The sequence below is a fragment of the Martinezella dioscoreae genome, from assembly GCF_009176305.1.
GTDB lineage: Bacteria > Pseudomonadota > Alphaproteobacteria > Rhizobiales > Rhizobiaceae > Rhizobium > Rhizobium dioscoreae.
This window is the reverse complement of sequence record NZ_BLAJ01000005.1, coordinates 213,582-233,862: the sequence shown is the minus strand read 5'-3', so window position 1 is coordinate 233,862 and position 20,281 is coordinate 213,582. Positions and strand designations below refer to the sequence as shown.

The following is a 20,281-nucleotide window of genomic DNA, read 5'->3' as shown; positions in this document are numbered from 1 at the left end:
ATTGCAGGACCGAAAGCGCGATAAAGAGGCTTTCTTTGCTCATCTTTCCTGTGTCATAGCGGGGGTGATTGAAGAAGGACGGACAAGCCGTGGACAACCAGACTGTTCTCGAAGCCACAGAGGCCATGCGTGGCCTCTTTCCCGCAACGCCGCTGCAGCAGAACGAGCATCTTTCCGCGCGCTATGGCGCCGACATCTGGCTGAAGCGTGAGGATCTCACACCGGTTCGCTCTTATAAGATCCGCGGCGCCTTCAATTTCTTTCGCAAGGTGATTGCCGAGGGTGGTACGGGAAAGACCTTCGTCTGCGCATCCGCCGGCAATCACGCCCAGGGCTTCGCCTTCGTCTGCCGCCATTTCGGTGTGCCCGGCGTGGTCTACATGCCTGTGACGACGCCGCAGCAGAAGATCGACAAGACCCGCATCTTCGGCGGTGAGTTCATCACCATCAAGCTCTTCGGCGATTTCTTCGATCAATGCTATCAGGCCGCGCGCGATCACGTCGAGAGCATTGACGGCGTCATGGTGCCTCCCTTCGATCATGCCGATATCATCGAGGGACAGGCGACGGTCGCTGCCGAGATCGCCGAGCAGCTGCCTGATGGCGTTATCCCCGATCACGTCCTTCTTCCCGTCGGCGGTGGTGGCCTAGCTGCCGGGATCACCGGCTATTTTGCCGATAAGCTCCCGCGTGAGGCATTCACCTTCGCAGAGCCGGCCGGAGCGCCGAGTCTGCGCCGCAGCATCGAAGCTGGAAAGGTGATCACGCTCGCCAAGGTCGACAATTTCGTCGATGGCGCTGCCGTCGGTCGTATCGGCGAGCTGAATTTCGCGGCCCTGAAGGACTTTGCGGCCGAGCAGGTGAAGCTCATCGAGGAGAACGCCATCTGCGTCACCATCACCGATATGCTGAATGTGGAAGGCGTGGTGCTGGAGCCAGCCGGCGCCCTGGCGATCACGGCGCTGGAAAAGCTCGATCGCGACAGCATCCGCGGCAAGACCATCGTTGCCGTCGTCTCCGGCGGCAACTTCGATTTCGAGCGCTTGCCTGATGTCAAGGAGCGCGCCATGCGCTATGCGGGCTTGAAGAAATACTTCATCCTGCGCCTGGCGCAGCGCCCCGGCGCGCTTCGCGATTTCCTTAACATGCTCGGCCCGGAAGACGACATCGCCCGCTTCGAATATCTGAAGAAGAGCGCCCGCAATTTCGGCTCCATCCTGATCGGTATCGAGACGAAAAATCCGGATAATTTCAAGCAGCTTATCGCCAATTTTGAAAGTTCAGGCATGGGCTACGAGGACATCACCGAAAACGAGATCCTGGCAAACCTGATCATTTGACTTTGCGACCTTGCAACCTTCATGCTAAAGGCGATCCATGGCTTCGTTCTTTTCAAATATCCTTTCGATTTTCACCGGTGGCGCATCGCAGGCTGGCACTGAAAAATCCGGCGGCCCGACTGTTAGCGTCGAACCTCAGGTACATGCCGGCTGCACGATCTATGCAACGCCGCAGCGCGAGGGCAACCAGTTCCGCCTGATGGGCCGGATCGAAAAGGATGTGAACGGCGAGATCCTGGTGCGCAATTTCATCCGCGCCGATGTCTTCACCTCGTCGGATGACGCGGTGGAATCGACCTTCCGCAAGGGGCAGCAGATCATCGACCAGAACGGCGCCGGTCTCTTTGGCGACGGCGAAAAGGTTCGCCAGGTCTGAAGCAGCCAAACTCCTTTAACATGCGTCAGATGCAAGGGCCGCCTCTGCATCTGCTTTGGCGGCCCATAACACTCATTGACAATTGATGGCTGATAATTCGCAGGCTTCAAGCCGCGCGGAATATCTTCGCGCCGGACGGAGCGTTGATCGCGCCGCCGTCGACCGTGATCTCAATGGCCGTCACGTTGGCGGAATCATCGGAGGCGAAATAGAGCGCTGCCTTGGCGATTTCATCCGCTTCGCTCATGCGGCCGAGCGGGCTGAGGCTGCCAAAGCGGGCTTGTAGCGCATCCAGAGCCTCCGGCGTGCTGGCGCGGGGTTCCCAAATCGGGGTCTTGGTGGCGCCCGGTGTGACCTGGTTGACGCGGATGCCGCGGGGCGCCAGTTCGGAAGCGAGATTGCGCGTCATGGCGCGAACGGCGCCCTTCGTGCCGGCATAGGCCGAAGCGCCGGGAATGCCGAGAACGGCATGGACGGAGCCGTTCAGGATCACGGAACCGCCGTCGTTCAGATATGGCAAGGCGGCCTGCACGGTAAAGAAGACGCCGGTAAAATTGACGCGAACGATGGTTTCAAACTGCTCAAGCGTCGTTTTGCCGAGCGGCGTATCCCCGGCAATACCGGCATTGGCAAAGACCACATCAAATTTCCCAAGTTTCTCCGCAGCCTCGGCAAAGGCCTTTTCCATGGCCGGGATATCGGTGGTGTCGGCCTGCAAGGCCAGCACGCCACCGCCGAGCTGTTCGGCCGCCGCAGCCAGTGTCTTGGGATTGCGACCTGTGATGGCGACCTTCGCGCCTTCGGCGAGGAAGAGGCGGGCAGTGGCGAGGCCAATGCCGCTGTTTCCACCAGTGATGACGACAACCTTGTTCTTGAGACGCATGCTCGTAGCTCCTGTTGGCTTTTGTCACGATCTGGATTATGATCGTTATCTATAAGGATTATGATCGTAATCCATTTTGTCAAGCCGGGTACGAAAGGATTTTCGATGGGCCGCTCACAATTGGAAAAGCAGAAGACGCACGAACGCATCGTGACGCTCGCCGCCAAGCGTTTGCGTGAGGAGGGATTGGAGGGGATAGGTGTCGCCGACCTCATGAAGGAGGCGGGGCTTACCGTAGGCGGCTTCTACAAGCATTTCGCCTCGCGCGATGAACTGGTGGCGGAAGCCGTGGAATCGGCGATCGGGTCGTGGCGGCGACAGCAGGAGGAAAAGGGGATCGATCCCGAAAGCATCTCGCTCGACGATTATGTCGATACCTATCTCAGCGAGCGTCACCGCGATCATTGCGGCGAGGGCTGCGCCTATGCCGCGCTGACGGCGGATATGGCGCGCAGCAGCGATGCGGTCCGTACCGTCGCGACGGATGGCCTGCGAAGGAATTTCGATGCCATGACGGCGCGCATGCCGAAGCCGGAGACAGCCGAAGCCAGGCGCAAGGCGATCATCGCCTCCTGCCTGATAACCGGAGCCCTCGGCCTTGCGCGCGTGGCGAATGACGAGGCGTTTTCCAATGAAATTCTGGAGACCGTGAGGTCATTCGTGAAGGAGTTGCCACAGGCGGAATAGCAAAGCGGCCGGCTGATGCCGGCCGCCCATCATTATCGAAATAATGCTGTCGATTAAGCGGCGAGAGCCAGCTCAGAGGCGCGGGCCTGGGCGGCACCGACGGCCTTTTCGGCAGCTTCCGGACCAAAGGCAACGCCTTCGATGTAAACGGTCTCGACATCGGTGATGCCGATGAAACCAAGTACGGACTTCAGGTAGGGAACGGCATGGTTCAGCGGGGCAGCCGGGCCTTCGGAGTAGACGCCGCCGGAGGCGAGCACGATGTAGGCCTTCTTGCCGGTCGCCAGACCCTTCGGGCCGGTTTCCGTGTAGGTGAAGGTGCGGCCGGCGCGAGCGATGTTGTCGATCCAGGTCTTCAGCGAGGAATAGATATTGAAGTTGATGAGGCCGGTGCCGATAACAAGCGTGTCGGCTGCCAGCAGCTCGTCGACGAGTGCGTCGGAAACCTTGACCAGTTCCTGCTGCTCGGGCGTGCGGGCGTCGGCCGGCGTGCGGATGGCGGCGGTGAAGGGGCCATCGATATGCGGCAGGTTGTCGGCAGCGAGGTCGCGCTTGACGAGCGTCTTACCCGGGTTGTTGGCCTTGATCTTCTCGGCCAGTTCGGTGGCGATCTTCGTGGAGAGCGAGTCCGGACGCGGGCTGGAGGTCAGAAGCAGAATGGAGGACATATCCGTTTTCCTTTTCAATGAGTTGCTAAATCGGCTGGGAGAGTCCGATCACGTTCGCCTCCATAAATAAGTCGTCAGTGCTATCGAGAAAAACTGTGATAATATGGATCGGAATTATCGATAGAATGGATGGCAGATGCTCCCCAATCCCACCCTCGACCAATTGCAGGTCTTTCTGACCGTCGCCGAGTCAGGCAGCTTCTCGGCCGCTTCACGAATGCTCAACCGCGCTCAGTCGGTCATCAGCTACACGATTGCCAATCTGGAGGCTCAGCTCGAAATGCCGCTGTTCGAGCGCTCCGGCTCGCGCCAGCCGAAGTTGACGGACGCGGGCAGGGTAATGCTGGAGGATGCCCGCCGCATTCTTTCCGATCTGCAGGTAATGCGCGCACGCGTGAAGGGCTTGAAGAGCGGCCTTGAGGCGGAGGTGGCCGTCGCCATCAGCGTCATGGTGCCGGTGCATGCCACGGTCGATGTGCTGCGGGAATTTCGCGATCGCTTCCCTTATGTTTCCCTGCGCCTCGACACCGGCGAACTCGGTTCGATGCTGGAGCTGGTTGCCAGCGGCAAGTCGACGATCGGTATCGGCGGCTCGGTGTTGAAGCAGGATGATGCCCTGGTTATCGAGCGCATCGGACATTCCTTCATGATGCCGGTTGCCGCTCCGACGCATCCGCTCGCTCTGCTGGGGCGGCCGCTGACGCTGGCCGATGTGCGCGAAGAAGTGCAACTGGTTGTCACCGACGCGTCAAATCTCACCAATGGCAAGGATTTCAACGTCCTGTCCTACAAGATCTGGCATCTCAGCGATATCGCCACCAAGCATCAGCTGATCCGCGGTGGTCTTGGCTGGGGCGGCCTGCCGGCCTCGTTCATCATGGAGGATCTGCAGAAGGGACGGCTGGTGCCTTTGGCTCTCGATGCCTACGACCAGAGTGAATATCCGCTCTATGCCATCCGTAAGGTGGACAATCCCCCTGGCCCTGCGGCTGCCTGGATGATCGAAGCTTTCCGTGATCGTCTGTCGCGATGCCCGAATCAGGAGGACTTCAAGTCCGCTGTCGAGATGTTCCATCCGGGAGACAAGCGTCTGGCGGCGGAGTGAAAAAGTCCTCTCCCCAAATGAGAGGAGAGGACGATAGCGTTCGTGCTTACAGCACTAGCCGGTAGTTGCGGAAGCCGTCGGCACCTTCGCCGGCGTCTTCGATCTTCACGCTCTTGACTTGATCGAGAAAATCCTTGGCCTTCGGCGAGCTCTGGAACCGTGCGGTCGTGCCCGGCAGCGGCTTGAAGGTCCAGTTGCCGTCGGCGGTCGGATTGATCGTGCCCTGCTCGTGGACATAGCGCACGATGACGTCGCGATTGGTGTCTGGTGCCTGATAGACCACCTTGTCAGCCGCGATTTCCGGGAAGTTGCCGCCGCCGCCGGCGCGGTAGTTGTTGGTGACGACCAGGAACTTCTGCGCGGGGTCGATCGGCTTGCCGTCGAACTGCAGGTTTTGAATGCGGTTTGCGTCGGCATTCAGAACCTTGCCGTCATCGCCGAATCGGCGCGGCTGCGAGAGGTCGATCTGATAGGTGACGCCGTCGATGACGTCGAAGTTATAGGACGGGAAGCTGCTGTTGATCAGATCCGCATCCTTGGCACCCGGCTGAACCTGGTTGAACATGGCGGCCGACATTTCCAGCCAGTTCTTGACCTGCGCGCCGTTGATAACAACGGCCTGGACGGTGTTCGGATAGAGATAGAGGTCGGCGACGTTCTTGATGGCGATATTGCCCGCGGGGACGTCCGTATAATAGTCGGCGCCGTTGCGCCCGCCGCATTTGAAGGGTGCTGCAGCCGAAAGAACCGGCAGGTCCTTGTACTGCGTCTCCTTCAGTATGTTCTTGATGTACCAGATCTGCGCCTGGCTGACGATCTGCACAGAGGGATCGTCGGCGACCAGCGCGAAGTAGGAATAGAGCGGCGCAGACGTCTTGCCGACGGGCGTGCGGACATAGGTCAGCGTCGCCTCATGCTCGGCCTTGGCGGCTTCGACGACTTCCTTCTTGTCGGTGACGTCAGCGATGACCTTCTTCTTGTCGTCGCGATGGTAGATCGGGCGTGCTTCGGAGGTGAAGTCGACGATCTTCCAGCTCTTGCCATCCTTTTCGAGCAGCAGGTCGATGAGGCCGAGATGCGAGCCCCAGAAGCCGGCCATGACGGCAGGCTTGCCGTGCAGCGTTCCCTTGACCGGATCGGCGTCCTTGATGCCATCCCAGGTCTTCGGGCCGGGGAAGACAAGATGCTGGTGGCCAGTGAAGACGGCATCGATGCCGTCGACCGCAGCGACGTAAAGCGAAGCGTTTTCCATCTTCTCGGTCGGGCCGCTGCCGTCGATGCCGGAATGGGAGAGGGCGATGATGATATCGGCGCCTTCGGCCTTCATGACCGGAACCCAGGCCTTGGCGGCTTCGACGATATCGCGGGTCTGCGCCTTGCCTTCGAGGTTCTTGATGTCCCAGAGCATGATCTGCGGCGGCACGAAGCCGATGAAGCCGATCTTGATCGGGCTTTCATTGCCGGCGCCGTCTTTGATCTTCTTTTCAAGGATCAGATAGGGCTTGAAGAACAGGTCGTCCTTGGTCGGATCGGAGGCCAGCTGGCCCTTGGTTAAATTGGCGCAGACGAACGGGAAATTCGCGCCGGCCAAGACCTTGAACATGAAATCGAGGCCATAGTTGAATTCATGGTTGCCGAGCGTGCCCACAGAGTAGCCGAGCGTGTTCATCGCCTTGATGACCGGATGGACGTCGCCATCCTTCATGCCGTGCTGATAGGCCATGTAATCGCCCATCGGATTGCCTTGCAGCACGTCACCATTGTCTATCAGGAGCGAGTTTGTGGCCTCGGCGCGGATATTGTCGATGATCGTTGCGGTACGCGTCAGGCCCATCGTGTCGTTCGGCTTGTCGGCATAGTAGTCATAGGGGAAGACGTTGACGTGAATGTCGGTCGTTTCCATGAGGCGCAGATGCGCCTGATTGCTCGCAGCGCGGGCTGCGAAAGGATGCAGCACGATCAGCGCCGCCGTGGCGCTGAGGCCTTGCAGCAGGGAACGGCGCGACATGCTGGGCAAATCCAGAATGGAAGACATAAGGCACTCCTTCAACGATGGGGCTATGGTCCGTCGATCATCTCTCGGGCGAGCGAGATTAGGACGATTTTTGAAGGTGTGCACCAGGAATGTGACAGGCTTATTGTGGATCGTAGCCGGCTTGCGCCGACATTCGATCAGCGCTTGAGAACCGGCTTTATGTCCTTGTGGAAAAAGCGGAAATAGGACGCGACCTTGGCCGAGGCATTGGACGAGCGATCGAACTCGATGCCGATACGGCCGTTATGAGCCCAGCGCACGAAACCATCCAGCAGGCCGATATCGTCGCATTCGACGCGAACCTTGCTGCCCGCCGCTGCATAGAGCGGCGCCTGCAGATCGAGCGCGATGCCGCTTGTCGAAATATCGACGACGCGGCCGGCGACAAGCTTGGTGAAATATCGAACCTGGCCCGTGAGCCGCGCATGATGGCGCGGCGAGCCGCGTGTCTTTATTTTCAGATTGCCCTGAACGGGAGATTTCGAAGAGAACTGCATGATGTTATCCCGGCTCATCCGTCTTTTCTCGGTTTGGATATCAGATGTGCCTTGCGGGATGTTTAGCATAATCGCTAAAATTGTAGCCGGGCGTCCCGAATCGGTACCGCATCGAGATGGCCGCTGCGATCGGCCATGTGACTATGAGAGGTGCGGGATATGCGTATCGTTTCTTTGAATGCATGGGGTGGCCGGCTGCATGAGCCGTTGATGCCCTATCTCGTCGATGTCGAGACGGATGTTCTGTGCCTGCAGGAAGTGGTCCGCACGCACGACGCAAAATCCGAATGGCTGGTTTATCGCGATCACGGGATCGAGCTCCCGCAGCGCGCCAATCTCTTCGAGGAGCTGAAAGCTGCTTTGCCGGCTTATGATGCCTTCTTCCTCCCCGTCGCGCGAGGCGATCTCTTCGACGGTGACGTGCGATTGGACTCTGAGTTCGGACTGGCAACTTTCGTGCGCAGAACCTATCCGATCATCGGCCAGGCAGCCGGCTTCGTCCACGGCGAATTCTCGGCCGATGGCTACGGACCGCATCCGCGCTCCCGCAATGCTCATTGCATCCGCCTTTTCGACTATGAGCGCGGCTATCCCGTCACCATTGCTCATATGCATGGCCTTCGGGATCTGGAAGGCAAGGGCGATACGCCGGCCCGGCGCCATCAGGCGCAAGCGCTGGTTGAGATCATTCGCCAGGTTCGGCAAGAGGGCGATCGGCTGGTGGTTTGCGGTGACTTCAACGTGCTGCCGGATAGCGAGACCTTCGAGATCCTCGGCAGCCTGGGGCTTGTCGACCTCGTCACTTCGCGGGGACATGACGACACGCGCACCTCGCATTACAAGAAGCAGCCGCGTTTTGCCGACTACATGCTCGTGACGTCGAATGTCGAGGTCATCCGTTTCGATCCTGTCGCGGAGCCAGAAGTGTCCGATCATCGCGCATTGCTGCTGGATATGTGCTGACGAAGATCACAGGCCAACATTCGGCCGGTCGATGATCTCGCGCAATGCAAAGCTGGAATTGATCTTCACGACATGGGGCAGGGCGGAGAGCCAGTCGCGATGGATGCGCTCATAGTCCTCGAGGTCGCGCGCGGCGACCCGCAATATGTAATCATATTCGCCCGACATGAGGTAGCAGGAGAGCACGTTGGGGCAGCGCTTCACCGCGGTCTCGAATTCCGAAAGCGTCTTTGCGAACTGGCCGGATAGAGAGATGTGCACGAAGGCGATCATCTTGTAATCCAGCGCCTTGTGCGAGAGATGCGCGTGATAGCCGTCGATGACGCCGCTCTTTTCCAGGATATCGAGCCGCCGCGAACAGGCGGAGGGTGAAAGACCGACCTTCTCGGCCAGTTCCGCATTGGTGATCCTGGCGTTCTGCTGCAGCATCCGCAGAATCGAATGATCGATGGCATCGAGGTCGGACATTCGAAAATCTTTCGAAGAAATTCCTAATTGCGCAATAAATCACGAAAAATGACTGCAGCGCAAATCGTCTTTGCAAGGACATTGCGGGGCGGAGGTGGTCTGATTTCCCTTGGAGAAAATGAAAGACGCAAAAGCATTCGAGGAGGAATGAAATGCGCGTTGGCTGCCCCAAGGAAATCAAGAACCACGAGTACCGCGTCGGGCTGACGCCGGCATCCGTTCGCGAATATGTCGCCCATGGCCACGAAGTCTGGGTCGAGACAAAGGCCGGTGCCGGCATCGGTGCCGATGACCACGCCTATGCGGCTGCCGGCGCCAAGATCGCCGCAAGCGCCAAGGATATTTTCGAGAAGTGCGACATGATCGTGAAGGTCAAGGAGCCGCAGCCCTCGGAATGGGCACAGCTCCGCGAAGGCCAGCTTCTTTACACCTATCTGCATCTGGCCCCTGATCCGGAACAGACCAAGGGCTTGCTCGCCTCGGGCGTGACCGCTATCGCCTACGAGACCGTGACCGACGAGCGCGGCGGCCTGCCGCTGCTTGCGCCGATGTCCGAAGTCGCCGGCCGCCTGTCGATCCAGGCGGGTGCAACCGCTCTGCAGAAGGCCAATGGCGGCCTCGGCATCCTGCTCGGCGGCGTGCCCGGCGTGCTGCCGGCAAAGGTCGCGATTATCGGCGGCGGCGTCGTCGGTCTGCATGCGGCCAAGATGGCAGCCGGCCTCGGCGCCGATGTCAGCATTCTCGATCGCTCGTTGCCGCGCCTGCGCCAGCTTGACGATATCTTCAACGGCCGCGTCCATACCCGTTATTCCAGCATCCAGGCGCTGGAGGAAGAGGTCTTTTCCGCCGATCTTGTCATCGGTGCCGTGTTGATCCCCGGTGCCGCCGCGCCGAAGCTGGTGACGCGCGAAATGCTCTCAGGCATGAAGAAGGATTCTGTTATCGTCGATGTCGCCATCGACCAGGGCGGCTGTTTCGAAACCTCGCATGCGACGACGCATTCCGATCCGACCTATGTGGTGGAAGGCGTCGTACACTATTGCGTCGCCAATATGCCGGGTGCCGTTCCCGTCACCTCGGCCCATGCGCTCAACAACGCCACGATCTATCACGGTCTCGCCTTGGCCGATCGTGGCCTGCGCGCCATCGCGGAAGACAAGCACCTCCGCAATGGCCTCAATGTCCACAAGGGCCGCATCACCAACCGGCCAGTGGCCGAGGCGCTCGGCTATGAAGCCGTTGCACCCGAAAGCATTCTGAACGTCGCGTAAAGCCCAACGCGTGCACGTCAGATGGAGGCGCCGGCATCCGCGTATGCCGGCGCTCCCATTTTATCGATCCGGCACTGGTAGCAATTGTTGCGGGCCGAGCGGACATGGACATAGGCTATGTCGGGCCGCTCAAGCAGCGAAGCTGCATAGGCTGGGATATCGCCGGTCGGCGTCACAGCACCGGTCCCATAGACGATGCGGTCGTTCTTGCCATAACCACGCACGATGAAATCCTTGCTGGTCGTCAGCACCGGCGGCAGGATTTCTTCTGCTTCGTAGCGCTGACATGGCGTCTTGTGCAGGAAGATAGGTCCCGTCTCCGCATAGGGCTGCAATTCCGGGAAGGGGCGATAGGCGAAGACGAGCAGCTCCTCGCCGGCATCGATATTGCGCAGGCAGTGGCGGCAGGGATGGCCGGGGCCATCGGAAATCATGGTCTCCGGCCGGTGACCATAGGCATCGACGCCGCCGTTCCACAGAACTTCGGCATCGGAGGTGGGCATGGCTGCAAAGGCGATGGAAGGCATGGCAAGGCTCCTTTCGAGACTTGCCATGTGATGCGCCCGAACAAGAAGCGAAACCACCCGATTCCTGCCGAAAGCTAACCCTTAGCTCTTCTTGGCGAGCTCAAGCAGTTCCTTGTCACTCAGCGGCCGGACGATGCCTTCGCCGGTCGAAATCGGTGAGAAGCCGAACATCTGATAGAGCTGCAGCGCCCTGGGATGATCGAGATTGTTCGTGGTCGTGATGATCCGTTGCGGGTTCAGCGTCCATATGGCGTAGAGCGATTGCAGCAGGAACCATTTGCCGATACCGAGGCCGAGTGCGTGTTCGATGAGGCCGAAATGGCTGAGCTCGATCGTTTCCTCGTCCTGGCGGAAATATTCGAAGAATCCACCCGGCGCGCCATTGACGTAAAGCACGCTGATATCGTTGCGCGGGTCGTGAAGAATAGCGGCCAATTGCTCGTCGGAGAGGCGCAGACGCTCTACCCAGTGCCAGCGCGCACCCACCTGTCGGTAGAGATAGCGATAGAAGGGCAGCGGAATGCCGGGCGCCCGCATGATCGCAGTCTGGATATTGACCGGCACCGGCAAACTTGTCTTGGGCGGCGCGGTCATTTCCAGGCGCGTGATATGAACCTTGATGGAGGAGGGCGTCTTCACGGCTATGATGCTCAATCTTGACCGGTGACGATGGGCGTATCCGCCCGGCTGCCCCATTCCGACCAGGAGCCGTCATAGAGCTTATTGTTGCCGTGGCCGAGGGATTCGAGCGCCAGCGTGATGATGGCGGCGGTAATGCCGGACCCACAGGTCGTCACCACAGGCTTGTCGAGATCGATGCCGGCCTTCTCGATGGTTTCCCTCAATTCCGGTAGCGACTTGAACTTGCCATTCGTAGCAAAGACGCCGGATGGCAGACTTCTCGCGCCCGGCATATGGCCCGAGCGCATGCCTTCGCGCGGCTCTGGCTCGGTCGCTGCGAAACGGCCGCCACTGCGGGCATCTGCGATTTGCACGGAATGGCTGTCGACGATTTCTCGCATCTCTTCAAACGAGACGACGCGGCTGCCGTTGAACTTAGGCTTGAACGTTGCCGGCGCCAAGCTGGGCGTCGTCGTCTCCAGCGGCCGCCCTTCGGCCTTCCAACCATCCAGACCGCCGTCGAGCACGAAAACATTCGGCGCACCCATGACGATGTGGAACAGCCACCAGACGCGCGGCGAAGCAAACAGGCCCGGGCCATCATAAACCACGATCCGATCGCTCTCGCTGATGCCGAGCTTGCTGACTTCGGACGCGAAGAATTCGGGCGAGGGGACCATATGCGGCAGGTTGGTCGAATGATCTGCGATCTTGTCCTGGTCGAAGCGGACGGCGCCGGGAATATGGCCGCTGGCATATTCGGCATCGGCATCGCGCTTCTGGGCCGGCAGATAGAAGGACGCGTCGAGGATGCGCAGGTCCTTGGCACCCAGCTCGCCCTGCAGCCAGTCGGCGGATACGACGAAACGGCTCTTGTCCGCTGCCATGATGATCACTCCCTGCTATGGTTTATTGGTCTTGATATCGAGATATAGGCGCTTGCCCGGTCAATTCTCGTCGGTCGGCGCGCCGAAGCGAATGCGGAAGCGGCGGTTTTCCTTGCCCTTCTTCTCGATCTTGGCGATGTGGATCGCGCCGACCTCCTGCGTTTCCGACACATGCGTGCCGCCGCAAGGCTGGCTGTCGATGGCCGAATCCTCGCCGATACAGACAAGGCTGACACGACCGAGGCCCATTGGCGGGCGCACATTCTTGGATTTGACGATGCCGGGATTGGCAATCAGTTCTTCATCCGTGATCCAGCGGACGAAAACCGGATGGTTTTCGTTGACGAGCGCCATCAATTTCGCCGTTACTTCATCCTTGTCGATCGTCTCGCTCATGTCGAAATCGACGCGGCTTTCATCTTCGCCGACTGCCGCGCCCGTGATCGGATAGGGGCAGACCACCGAAAGAAGATGGCAGGCCGTATGCATGCGCATCAGCTTATAGCGCCGCGCCCAGTCGATGTGCAGCACCAGCTTTTCGCCGACGATGGGCAAGGGCTGATTTTCGAGTGGAACATGGATGATGATGTCCTTGATCGGCCCATGCTTCGTTTGACCGAGCATGATCCTAGAGCCGTCGCCGCGCTCCAGGAAACCTGTATCGCCCGGCTGACCGCCCGAGGTGGCGTAGAAGCAGGTCTGATCGAGCTCGATGCCCCCATCTTCGTGGATCGCGGTGACGACGGCTTCCGCAGTCGAGAGATAGAAATCGTCACGATAAAGGGCATGGACGGTCATATGATCACGCTGTTGTTTCGTATGGGGCGGCGATTTCAGCCCGTTTTTCCAAATAGCTTGGCAGCGGCAAACCCTTCGACTTCAGGAAGTCGGGATTGAAGAGCTTGGACTGATAGCGATTGCCGTAATCGCATAGGATGGTCACGATCGTATGTCCGGGACCAAGATCCTTGGCGAGACGAACCGCGCCGGCAATATTGATGGCCGTAGAGCCGCCGAGGCACAGGCCCTCGTGTTCAACCAGATCGAAGACATAGGGAAGTGCCTCGGCATCGGTAACCTGATAGGCGAAATCGGGCGTGAAACCTTCCAGGTTCGCCGTAATGCGGCCCTGGCCGATGCCTTCGGTGATCGAGGAGCCAGAGGATTTCAGCTCGCCATTCTTGTAGAATTCATAGAGCGCGGCACCTTCCGGGTCGGCAATGCCGATCTTGATGTCCTTGTTGAAGGCATGCAGCCCCATGGCGACGCCCGCGAGCGTGCCGCCGGAGCCGACCGAGCAGATGAATCCGTCAATCTTGCCGTTGGTGTCGGCCCAGATTTCCTTGGCGGTCGTCTCGATATGGGCCTGACGGTTGGCGACATTGTCGAACTGGTTGGCCCAGATCGCGCCGTTCGGCTCGGTCTTTGCGAGCTGTTCGGCGAGCCGTCCCGAGACCTTCACGTAGTTGTTCGGGTTCTTGTAGGGAACGGCGGGAACCTCAACCAATTCGGCGCCGAGCAGCTTCAGCGCATCCTTCTTTTCCTGGCTCTGTGTCTCAGGAATAACGATGACGGTACGGTAGCCGAGTGCCTTGGCAACCAGCGTCAGACCGATACCGGTATTGCCGGCCGTACCCTCGACGATGACGCCGCCCGGCCTCAGTAGCCCCTTTTTCTCGGCATCGCGAATAATGTAGAGCGCGGCGCGATCCTTCACCGATTGACCGGGATTCAGGAATTCGGCCTTGCCGAGAATGGTCGAGCCCGTCGCCTCTGAGGCGCCCTTGAGCTTGATCAACGGCGTATTGCCAATTGCTTCTAGGACGGAGGGATGGACGGTCATCGGAATCTGCCTTCTGTTCGCAACTACTGTAAGAACGGTCTTTTCCCTTCACAAGGCGGCATAGGCAAGAAATTCTGTTCCTTGCTACTCCTTTGCCTCGCAAAATTCGACTTGGCGGGTCTCTTGGCCTCTCTCTTTCATCCAAGCCCGCAGTCTCCAATTGGTGACATTGTTTTCCCGATGAAGCCGTCAGTCTGGCCGAAAGCGGCCACAATGATACGCTATTTCTAAAATGCAACGACGGTCGCTGTTGAAAGCGTTTGATGTAGGCGGCCGCCAGCCAAGGAGAAGAGCCATGAGCCCGTTCATCGCACGTCCTGAACATGGAGTGGTCTGGATCACCGGCGCCAGTTCCGGTATCGGCCGCGCGCTTGCGCTGAAACTGGCTGAAGAGGGATATAAGGTTGCCGTTACGGCTCGCAGCCACGATAAGCTTCTGGCGCTGCAGGCAGAGGCCAGCGCGCTTGCCGGCAGCATCGTCGTGCTCGATGGCGATGTATCCGACACGGAGGATATGGAGCACACTGTCGCCGCGATCGAATATCAGCACGGCCCTATTGCCTTGGCGGTTTTGAACGCCGGCATCTATCTGCCCGCGCGGGGCGAAGATCTCAATCACGAAGTCTTCGAGCGCAGCTTTGCCGTCAATCTTCACGGTGTCGTCAATTGTCTCGTTCCGGCGGTGCGGCATATGCGGGCTCGGGGATATGGCCAGGTTGCCCTCGTATCCTCCGTGGCCGGTTATGGCGGTCTGCCCGGCGGTGCGGCCTATGGGGCCAGCAAGGCTGCATTGATCAACATGGCCGAAAGCCTGAACTTCGAGCTCGACCGCATGGGCATCCACATCCAGCTCATAACTCCAGGCTATGTCGACACGCCATTGACGGCACAGAACAAGGTCGTGATGCCTGATATCGTGTCGGCACAGCAGGCGGCTGATGCGATCGCTGCCGGATTGAAATCCCCATCCTTCGACATCAGTTTCCCGAAGAGCCTGGTCTATCGGGCAAAACTGTTGAAGTTGCTGCCCTACGGCCTCTATTTCAAGGCGCTCAGGTATTTTCTCGGGAGCGGCAGCAAGCGCAGATCGGTAGGGCCGCACATAACCGCGCATCCGGCCGAATAGCGCCTATCTGCCATCTTTAAGCGATGCGTGTGCAGCGAGTGCGCGCTGCCGCGCCATGGCATGATCGACGATCGGCCGAGGATAGTGTTTGCCGAGTTCTATGCCCGCACGCTTGAGCACGTCATCAGGCGCCTCGAGCGGCCGATGGATATATTTGCTGTCGAGCTTGGAGAGCTCCGGCACGAAGGTCCTGACATAGCCGCCATCCGGATCGAATTTCTCTCCCTGCAACACCGGATTGAAGATGCGGAAGAATGGCGAGGCATCGGCGCCGGAGCCCGCAACCCATTGCCAGTTTGCCGCATTGGCGGCCGGATCGGCATCGACGAGCGTATCGCGAAACCAGGCTTCCCCGTTACGCCAGTCGATCAGCAGATCCTTGATCAGGAAGGAAGCCGTGATCATGCGGACGCGATTATGCATCCAGCCATGGCGCCATAGCTGCCGCATGCCGGCATCGACGATCGGATAACCGGTTTGCCCGCGCTGCCAGCTTGTGAGCAGCTTGGTATCGGATAGCCAGGGAAAATCATCGTAGCGATCGTTCCAGTTTTCTGTCCTGAGCTTCGGGAAATGAAAGAGCTGATGATAGCAGAATTCGCGCCAGACCAGCTCCTTGCGGAAGCGGACGACGTTGTCCTTGGCGATATTGTCGGCCAGTCGGCGCGTCGCATGCCAGATACGGGCAGGCGAAATCTCTCCGAGCGCCAGATGCGGCGAGAGCAGGGAGGTTGCCGGTCTGTCCGGAAAATCGCGGCCGACCGCATAATCATCGATGGCGCCATCGATGAAGTCCTTCACCTTCTCTTGCGCCGCGGCTTCGCCCGGCTTCCACATGTCCGTAAATTCTGATGCCCAGTTCGGCTTGGTGGGCAGCATTGACCAAGAGGCGAGCGTGTCCGATTGCGGCCAGCGGCCGGGTGCGAGGAGCTTTGCCGGCGCTTCTATCGGAAACGGCGGTTCGCCGGATTGCTCGAATGCGCGCCAGAAGGGCGTGTAAGTCTTGTAATGGTCGCCTGCGCCCGTGCGCAGGCGTGTCGGTTCATGCAGCAGCTGGCCGGCAAAGCTGTTGGCCTCGATACCCTTGCTCCGCAACGCCTTCTTGATTTGGGTGTCCACGTCGATCCCGGCCGGGTCGTATCGACGGTTCCAGACGACGGCCTCAGCCTTGGTTTCCTCAATAAGTTTTTCGAGCACCGTCAGCGCATTGCCCTGGCGGAGGATAAGCCTGCTCCCGAGGCCATCGAGGGCGGTTTGCAGGGCGGCGAGCGAATGATGTAGCCACCATTCCTGCGCTCCGCCAAGCGGCCCGCGCTCCGTCACGCCCGGCTCGCGAATATAGACGGGAATTACCGCGCGGCCTGAAGTTGCCGCCGCCTGTAACGCGTGGTTGTCGTCGAGGCGGAGATCCTTGCGAAACCATAGGAGAACGGGGCTCGGCTCTTTTGTCGGTGTCGTCATGGTCCTGGCCGATCGCCCATCCTCTGTTGTGTCTCGCATGTCTTATAAAGGCGAAAACCCTTATACGGTGCCAGCCGTCAAATGGTTCCACTACCGCGCGTTACATAAGCGGATGCCACACGCAACTCTCGTAAGGAAAACTGGATGCCGCTTATGATATAAGGAATGCTTGTCACTGTTCTGTAATGCAAATTCGCTAGCAGTCCACCCGATTGACGTGCCGAGAATGGACAGGCGGGGAAGATTAAAATGGCGGAAATCCGCATCGAACAAGTTCGCAAGGCCTATGGACGCAACCCGGTCGTTCATGGCGTCGACCTGAATTTCCGATCGGGCGAATTTGTCGTCATCCTCGGACCTTCCGGCTGTGGCAAGTCCACGCTGCTGCGCATGATCGCCGGCCTTGAGGACATCACCTCGGGCGAGATCATTATTGACGGCAAGGTTGTCAACAAGCTCGAGCCGCGTGAGCGCGGCTGCGCCATGGTCTTCCAGAATTACGCGCTCTATCCGCACATGGATGTCGCCGCCAACATGGGCTATGCGCTCAAGGTTGCCGGCGTGCCGCGCGCAGAGCGTGATCGCCGCATCAAGGAAACCGCCAAGATCGTCGGCCTCGAGGATTTCCTCGCCCGCAAGCCGGCCGAACTCTCCGGCGGTCAGCGCCAGCGCGTCGCCATGGGCCGTGCCATCATCCGCGAGCCGAAGGTCTTTCTCTTCGACGAACCGCTTTCCAATCTCGATGCCAAGCTGCGCGTGCAGATGCGCGTCGAAATCCGCCGGCTGCACAAGCGCCTGTCGGCAACATCGGTCTTCGTGACGCATGATCAGGTCGAAGCCATGACGCTCGCCGACAAGCTCGTCGTCATGTACAAGGGCAATGTCGAGCAGGTCGGCACGCCGCTCGAGGTCTACAACACGCCGCGCACCCGTTTCGTCGGTTCCTTCATCGGCTCTCCGGCCATGAATTTCCTCGAAGGCACCTTCGCGGCCAATGGCGAGCAATTCATCTTCGACGGCATTCCGATCGCCATCGACGCCAACATCGGCAAGCGCCATGCCGGCCAGCCGGTCGCCCTCGGCATCCGGCCGGAACATGCACGCCTCGTTCCTGCCGGCACGCCCGGTGCTATCCCGGCAACGGTCGATTTCGTCGAAGAACTCGGTGCCGGCCGCGTCATCCATTGCGATATCAACGGTTCGAGCTTCGCCGTCGCCGTTGCCGATCATACGACGGGCCAGACCGGTCAGTCGGTCGCGCTGGAACTGCCGCAGCAGCACACGCATCTATTTGCCCAGGATACCGGGCTGCGGCTAGACGCCGTTGCCTCCGTCACGCCGCTCAAAGTGCTGGCGAGCTGATTTCAAACATAAATTTTCAGTAGTTGAGCCCGGAAGTTTTCCCGACTTCCGGGCTTTTTATTTGTGTAGGTCGACGGAGCTTGCCGATGGCAGAGACCGCTCACGAGCGGATATCCCGTGGAATGTCAGCCGGCGGCGATTGCGGGCAATGACACGAAAGCAGGCATTGCAAGGCATCGGACGGGAGCCAAGTCGATGCATCATGGGTTTTGATCTGTTACAAAGAGGAGAGAAGGCTCGGTCTAGCTCGGGATGTTACTGCACGATGCAGATCGATATGCTCTCGTTAAAAAACTGCCGCGCTCACAAATGCCGCGCGGCAGGTTAGCAAGGTCACTTCTCGGTGGCGATCACGCCGCGAACCACCCAACGCTGCATCAGCACGACGATGGCAAGCGGTGGGATCATGATGATCAGCGTACCGGCCATGGCGATATGCCACTCCGGAAGGCCACCGACGTTCGGGATGAGCGATTTGAGCTCGATCACAGCAGTCATATATGCCGGATCTGTTGTGACCAGCAACGGCCACAGATACTGGTTCCAGGCCCATAGGAACATGATAGTGCCGAGCGCGGCCATGTTTGTGCGCGACAACGGTATGAGGACGTCGATGAAGAAACGCAGCGCTCCAGCGCCGTCCATGCGAGCGGCCTCCGTCAGCTCATCCGGTATCGTCAGGAAGAACTGGCGATACAGGAACGTGCCCGTCGCCGTCGCGATCGATGGCAAGATCAGACCAGGGTAGGAGTTGAGCAGGCCGAGATTCAGCGAGACCTCGATGCCTGTGAGTTTTTGAATGAGCCAGATGACGCCGGTGATGTCGAGAAGCCCTTGAAAGGGCGATAGGACGTTCGCCGCGACTGCGTAGGTCGGCACGATACGCACTTCGAGCGGCAGCATTAGCGTTATGAAGATCAGCCAGAAAATGAAATGGCGGCCCGGATAGCGAAAATAGACCAGCGAAAAGGCGGTGATCGCCGAAATGAACACCTTTCCTATCGCGACACCCCCAGCGAAAATGAAACTGTTCAGCAGCTTGGGGCCGAGATTGGCAGTCGTCCAGGCTGTTTGCATGTTGGCCCAGAAGTCTGAGCCGGGGACCAGTGACATCGGCACTTTGTTGACGTCGGCGAGATTGTGGGACGCGGCGATGGCAACGATGGCCAAGGGCCCCACCGCGACTACGAAGCCGATGAACAGGATCAGGTGCGTGAAGAAATTAAGAATGGGTGTGCGCTCGATCATGTCGGCCTCAACGGTAATGCACGCGCTTCTCGATGAAGCGGAACTGGAAGACGGTAAGCACGATGATCAGCAACATCAGGACAATGCTCTGCGCCGCCGCACCTGAGTAATCGAGGCCTTTGAAGCCGTCGAAAACGATTTTGTAGACCATGAGATTGGTTGAGTTGTGCGGGCCACCGGAGGTCATAATGTCGACCACGCCGTAGGAATCCTGGAAGCTCTCGGTGATGTTGATGACCAGCAAGAAGAAGATCGTCGGTGTGATCAATGGGAGCTGGATATCCCAGAAGCGACGAAGCACGCCGGAGCCGTCCATGGCAGCCGCCTCGATCTGAGAGCGGGGAATGCTCTGGAAGGCCGCGAGGAAGAAGATGAAGCTGTAGCCGATATATTTCCAGGAGAAAGCGGCGATGATCGATGCCATCGCGGCCGTGCCATCGAGGCCCGGGTCCCAGAAGCCTGGCCAATAGTGGTTGACGACGGACATGAAGCCTGCTTCTGGCGCCAGGATGAAGCGGAAGGCCATTGCCGACGCGGGAGCCGCGATGCCGTAGGGCCAGATCAGCACCACGCGATAGAATTTTGAGCCTCTCAGCTGCCGATCGGTCAGAGCCGCGAGTATCAGCGCGGCTCCCATGGAAATGGCGGTACTGATGGCCGCGAAAATGATGCTGATCGTGACTGAGTTCCAATAGTCGGCATTGGCAAGAATGGACTTGAAATTGTCGAGACCGACCCAGATGTTGCCGCCGCCCCAGGGTTGCTGCAGCGTCAGTGACCAGAAGACCGCCTGACCGGCCGGCCAATAGAAAAAGGTGAAGATGAGGAGCAGCTGCGGCACCGCGAATAGAATGCCGACGCTCCATTTGCTGAAAGTTATACGCTTTTCCATTGTCTCTTCCGGCTTGGTATC

At 59.3% G+C, this 20,281-nt stretch carries 21 protein-coding genes; 8 read left to right on the top strand and 13 right to left on the bottom strand.

Annotated elements, in window-relative coordinates:
* The first annotated feature begins 125 nt into the window (after positions 1-125).
* A complete protein-coding gene (ilvA, locus tag GDN47_RS21945; RefSeq protein ID WP_233790059.1) occupies positions 126-1,340 on the top strand; it encodes a threonine ammonia-lyase in 1,215 nt (404 codons plus the stop codon).
* Positions 1,341-1,377: 37 nt separating this feature from the next.
* A complete protein-coding gene (locus GDN47_RS21940) occupies positions 1,378-1,716 on the top strand; it encodes an HlyU family transcriptional regulator (protein WP_152094245.1) in 339 nt (112 codons plus the stop codon).
* Positions 1,717-1,822: 106 nt separating this feature from the next.
* On the opposite strand, the gene GDN47_RS21935 is transcribed toward GDN47_RS21940, so the two are convergent.
* Positions 1,823-2,599 carry an SDR family NAD(P)-dependent oxidoreductase gene (locus GDN47_RS21935; RefSeq protein ID WP_152094244.1) on the bottom strand — a complete coding sequence of 259 codons (777 nt, stop codon included), beginning with the start codon at positions 2,597-2,599 and terminating at the stop codon, positions 1,823-1,825.
* A gap of 105 nt (positions 2,600-2,704) precedes the next feature.
* Here GDN47_RS21935 and GDN47_RS21930 point away from each other — a divergent pair, with 105 nt between their 5' ends.
* Positions 2,705-3,286: a TetR/AcrR family transcriptional regulator gene (locus tag GDN47_RS21930; RefSeq protein WP_113352691.1), complete on the top strand. Its 582-nt coding sequence runs from the start codon at positions 2,705-2,707 to the stop codon at positions 3,284-3,286.
* A 53-nt stretch (positions 3,287-3,339) separates the two neighbouring features.
* Here the strand turns inward: GDN47_RS21930 and GDN47_RS21925 are convergent, their stop codons facing one another.
* On the bottom strand, positions 3,340-3,954 hold the full coding sequence (locus GDN47_RS21925) for an FMN-dependent NADH-azoreductase (protein WP_113333514.1): 615 nt from the start codon (positions 3,952-3,954) through the stop codon (positions 3,340-3,342).
* A gap of 136 nt (positions 3,955-4,090) precedes the next feature.
* Here GDN47_RS21925 and GDN47_RS21920 point away from each other — a divergent pair, with 136 nt between their 5' ends.
* Positions 4,091-5,059, top strand: a complete 969-nt coding sequence (locus GDN47_RS21920; RefSeq protein ID WP_113333513.1) for a LysR family transcriptional regulator — start codon at positions 4,091-4,093, stop codon at positions 5,057-5,059.
* A gap of 46 nt (positions 5,060-5,105) precedes the next feature.
* On the opposite strand, the gene GDN47_RS21915 is transcribed toward GDN47_RS21920, so the two are convergent.
* Both GDN47_RS21915 and GDN47_RS21910 read right to left on the bottom strand, forming a co-directional pair.
* Entirely contained in the window at positions 5,106-7,094 is a 1,989-nt protein-coding gene (locus tag GDN47_RS21915; RefSeq protein ID WP_152094243.1) for a bifunctional 2',3'-cyclic-nucleotide 2'-phosphodiesterase/3'-nucleotidase, read from the bottom strand.
* A 137-nt stretch (positions 7,095-7,231) separates the two neighbouring features.
* Positions 7,232-7,591: a PilZ domain-containing protein gene (locus tag GDN47_RS21910; protein ID WP_145320271.1), complete on the bottom strand. Its 360-nt coding sequence runs from the start codon at positions 7,589-7,591 to the stop codon at positions 7,232-7,234.
* A gap of 159 nt (positions 7,592-7,750) precedes the next feature.
* Here GDN47_RS21910 and GDN47_RS21905 point away from each other — a divergent pair, with 159 nt between their 5' ends.
* Positions 7,751-8,554, top strand: coding sequence for an endonuclease/exonuclease/phosphatase family protein (locus tag GDN47_RS21905; protein WP_152094242.1), 804 nt, complete (start codon positions 7,751-7,753; stop codon positions 8,552-8,554).
* Between the two features lie 6 nt (positions 8,555-8,560).
* Here GDN47_RS21905 and GDN47_RS21900 read toward each other — a convergent pair whose 3' ends face one another.
* Positions 8,561-9,022: an Lrp/AsnC family transcriptional regulator gene (locus GDN47_RS21900; RefSeq protein ID WP_075852386.1), complete on the bottom strand. Its 462-nt coding sequence runs from the start codon at positions 9,020-9,022 to the stop codon at positions 8,561-8,563.
* Between the two features lie 152 nt (positions 9,023-9,174).
* On the opposite strand from GDN47_RS21900, the gene ald reads away from it, so the two are divergent.
* Positions 9,175-10,293, top strand: a complete 1,119-nt coding sequence (gene ald / locus GDN47_RS21895; RefSeq protein ID WP_152094241.1) for an alanine dehydrogenase — start codon at positions 9,175-9,177, stop codon at positions 10,291-10,293.
* Between the two features lie 17 nt (positions 10,294-10,310).
* On the opposite strand, the gene GDN47_RS21890 is transcribed toward ald, so the two are convergent.
* The 5 genes from GDN47_RS21890 to GDN47_RS21870 form a co-directional block, all read right to left on the bottom strand.
* Positions 10,311-10,820, bottom strand: coding sequence for a DUF1203 domain-containing protein (locus GDN47_RS21890; protein ID WP_113333548.1), 510 nt, complete (start codon positions 10,818-10,820; stop codon positions 10,311-10,313).
* Positions 10,821-10,901: 81 nt separating this feature from the next.
* Positions 10,902-11,516, bottom strand: coding sequence for a GNAT family N-acetyltransferase (locus GDN47_RS21885; RefSeq protein ID WP_145631801.1), 615 nt, complete (start codon positions 11,514-11,516; stop codon positions 10,902-10,904).
* The gene (gene sseA / locus GDN47_RS21880) at positions 11,471-12,328 is read right to left on the bottom strand and encodes a 3-mercaptopyruvate sulfurtransferase (protein ID WP_152094240.1); all 858 of its coding nucleotides are present in this window, start codon (positions 12,326-12,328) and stop codon (positions 11,471-11,473) included. Before sseA ends, GDN47_RS21885 begins: the two co-directional genes overlap by 46 nt.
* Before the next feature lie 60 nt (positions 12,329-12,388).
* Positions 12,389-13,126, bottom strand: coding sequence for an alanyl-tRNA editing protein (locus tag GDN47_RS21875; protein ID WP_113333508.1), 738 nt, complete (start codon positions 13,124-13,126; stop codon positions 12,389-12,391).
* Between the two features lie 4 nt (positions 13,127-13,130).
* A complete protein-coding gene (locus tag GDN47_RS21870) occupies positions 13,131-14,171 on the bottom strand; it encodes a cysteine synthase A (RefSeq protein ID WP_152094239.1) in 1,041 nt (346 codons plus the stop codon).
* A 295-nt stretch (positions 14,172-14,466) separates the two neighbouring features.
* On the opposite strand from GDN47_RS21870, the gene GDN47_RS21865 reads away from it, so the two are divergent.
* Positions 14,467-15,297: an SDR family NAD(P)-dependent oxidoreductase gene (locus tag GDN47_RS21865; protein ID WP_152094238.1), complete on the top strand. Its 831-nt coding sequence runs from the start codon at positions 14,467-14,469 to the stop codon at positions 15,295-15,297.
* A 3-nt stretch (positions 15,298-15,300) separates the two neighbouring features.
* Here GDN47_RS21865 and GDN47_RS21860 read toward each other — a convergent pair whose 3' ends face one another.
* Entirely contained in the window at positions 15,301-16,758 is a 1,458-nt protein-coding gene (locus GDN47_RS21860) for a cryptochrome/photolyase family protein (RefSeq protein ID WP_152094237.1), read from the bottom strand.
* A gap of 249 nt (positions 16,759-17,007) precedes the next feature.
* Between GDN47_RS21860 and GDN47_RS21855 the strand changes: the two genes are divergently transcribed.
* Entirely contained in the window at positions 17,008-18,120 is a 1,113-nt protein-coding gene (locus GDN47_RS21855; protein WP_113333504.1) for a sn-glycerol-3-phosphate import ATP-binding protein UgpC, read from the top strand.
* Positions 18,121-18,453: 333 nt separating this feature from the next.
* On the opposite strand, the gene GDN47_RS21850 is transcribed toward GDN47_RS21855, so the two are convergent.
* Both GDN47_RS21850 and GDN47_RS21845 read right to left on the bottom strand, forming a co-directional pair.
* The gene (locus tag GDN47_RS21850) at positions 18,454-19,368 is read right to left on the bottom strand and encodes an ABC transporter permease subunit (protein WP_152094236.1); all 915 of its coding nucleotides are present in this window, start codon (positions 19,366-19,368) and stop codon (positions 18,454-18,456) included.
* A gap of 7 nt (positions 19,369-19,375) precedes the next feature.
* Positions 19,376-20,260 carry an ABC transporter permease subunit gene (locus tag GDN47_RS21845; protein WP_152094235.1) on the bottom strand — a complete coding sequence of 295 codons (885 nt, stop codon included), beginning with the start codon at positions 20,258-20,260 and terminating at the stop codon, positions 19,376-19,378.
* Positions 20,261-20,281 lie beyond the last annotated feature (21 nt).

Coding starts and splice junctions, on each gene's coding strand:
- ilvA (WP_233790059.1), top strand. CDS start 126: ATGCGTGGCCTCTTTCCCGCAACGCCGCTGCAGCAGAACGAGCATCTT.
- GDN47_RS21940 (WP_152094245.1), top strand. CDS start 1,378: ATGGCTTCGTTCTTTTCAAATATCCTTTCGATTTTCACCGGTGGCGCA.
- GDN47_RS21935 (WP_152094244.1), bottom strand. CDS start 2,599: ATGCGTCTCAAGAACAAGGTTGTCGTCATCACTGGTGGAAACAGCGGC.
- GDN47_RS21930 (WP_113352691.1), top strand. CDS start 2,705: ATGGGCCGCTCACAATTGGAAAAGCAGAAGACGCACGAACGCATCGTG.
- GDN47_RS21925 (WP_113333514.1), bottom strand. CDS start 3,954: ATGTCCTCCATTCTGCTTCTGACCTCCAGCCCGCGTCCGGACTCGCTC.
- GDN47_RS21920 (WP_113333513.1), top strand. CDS start 4,091: ATGCTCCCCAATCCCACCCTCGACCAATTGCAGGTCTTTCTGACCGTC.
- GDN47_RS21915 (WP_152094243.1), bottom strand. CDS start 7,094: ATGTCTTCCATTCTGGATTTGCCCAGCATGTCGCGCCGTTCCCTGCTG.
- GDN47_RS21910 (WP_145320271.1), bottom strand. CDS start 7,591: ATGCAGTTCTCTTCGAAATCTCCCGTTCAGGGCAATCTGAAAATAAAG.
- GDN47_RS21905 (WP_152094242.1), top strand. CDS start 7,751: ATGCGTATCGTTTCTTTGAATGCATGGGGTGGCCGGCTGCATGAGCCG.
- GDN47_RS21900 (WP_075852386.1), bottom strand. CDS start 9,022: ATGTCCGACCTCGATGCCATCGATCATTCGATTCTGCGGATGCTGCAG.
- ald (WP_152094241.1), top strand. CDS start 9,175: ATGCGCGTTGGCTGCCCCAAGGAAATCAAGAACCACGAGTACCGCGTC.
- GDN47_RS21890 (WP_113333548.1), bottom strand. CDS start 10,820: ATGCCTTCCATCGCCTTTGCAGCCATGCCCACCTCCGATGCCGAAGTT.
- GDN47_RS21885 (WP_145631801.1), bottom strand. CDS start 11,516: ATGGGGCAGCCGGGCGGATACGCCCATCGTCACCGGTCAAGATTGAGC.
- sseA (WP_152094240.1), bottom strand. CDS start 12,328: ATGGCAGCGGACAAGAGCCGTTTCGTCGTATCCGCCGACTGGCTGCAG.
- GDN47_RS21875 (WP_113333508.1), bottom strand. CDS start 13,126: ATGACCGTCCATGCCCTTTATCGTGACGATTTCTATCTCTCGACTGCG.
- GDN47_RS21870 (WP_152094239.1), bottom strand. CDS start 14,171: ATGACCGTCCATCCCTCCGTCCTAGAAGCAATTGGCAATACGCCGTTG.
- GDN47_RS21865 (WP_152094238.1), top strand. CDS start 14,467: ATGAGCCCGTTCATCGCACGTCCTGAACATGGAGTGGTCTGGATCACC.
- GDN47_RS21860 (WP_152094237.1), bottom strand. CDS start 16,758: ATGACGACACCGACAAAAGAGCCGAGCCCCGTTCTCCTATGGTTTCGC.
- GDN47_RS21855 (WP_113333504.1), top strand. CDS start 17,008: ATGGCGGAAATCCGCATCGAACAAGTTCGCAAGGCCTATGGACGCAAC.
- GDN47_RS21850 (WP_152094236.1), bottom strand. CDS start 19,368: ATGATCGAGCGCACACCCATTCTTAATTTCTTCACGCACCTGATCCTG.
- GDN47_RS21845 (WP_152094235.1), bottom strand. CDS start 20,260: ATGGAAAAGCGTATAACTTTCAGCAAATGGAGCGTCGGCATTCTATTC.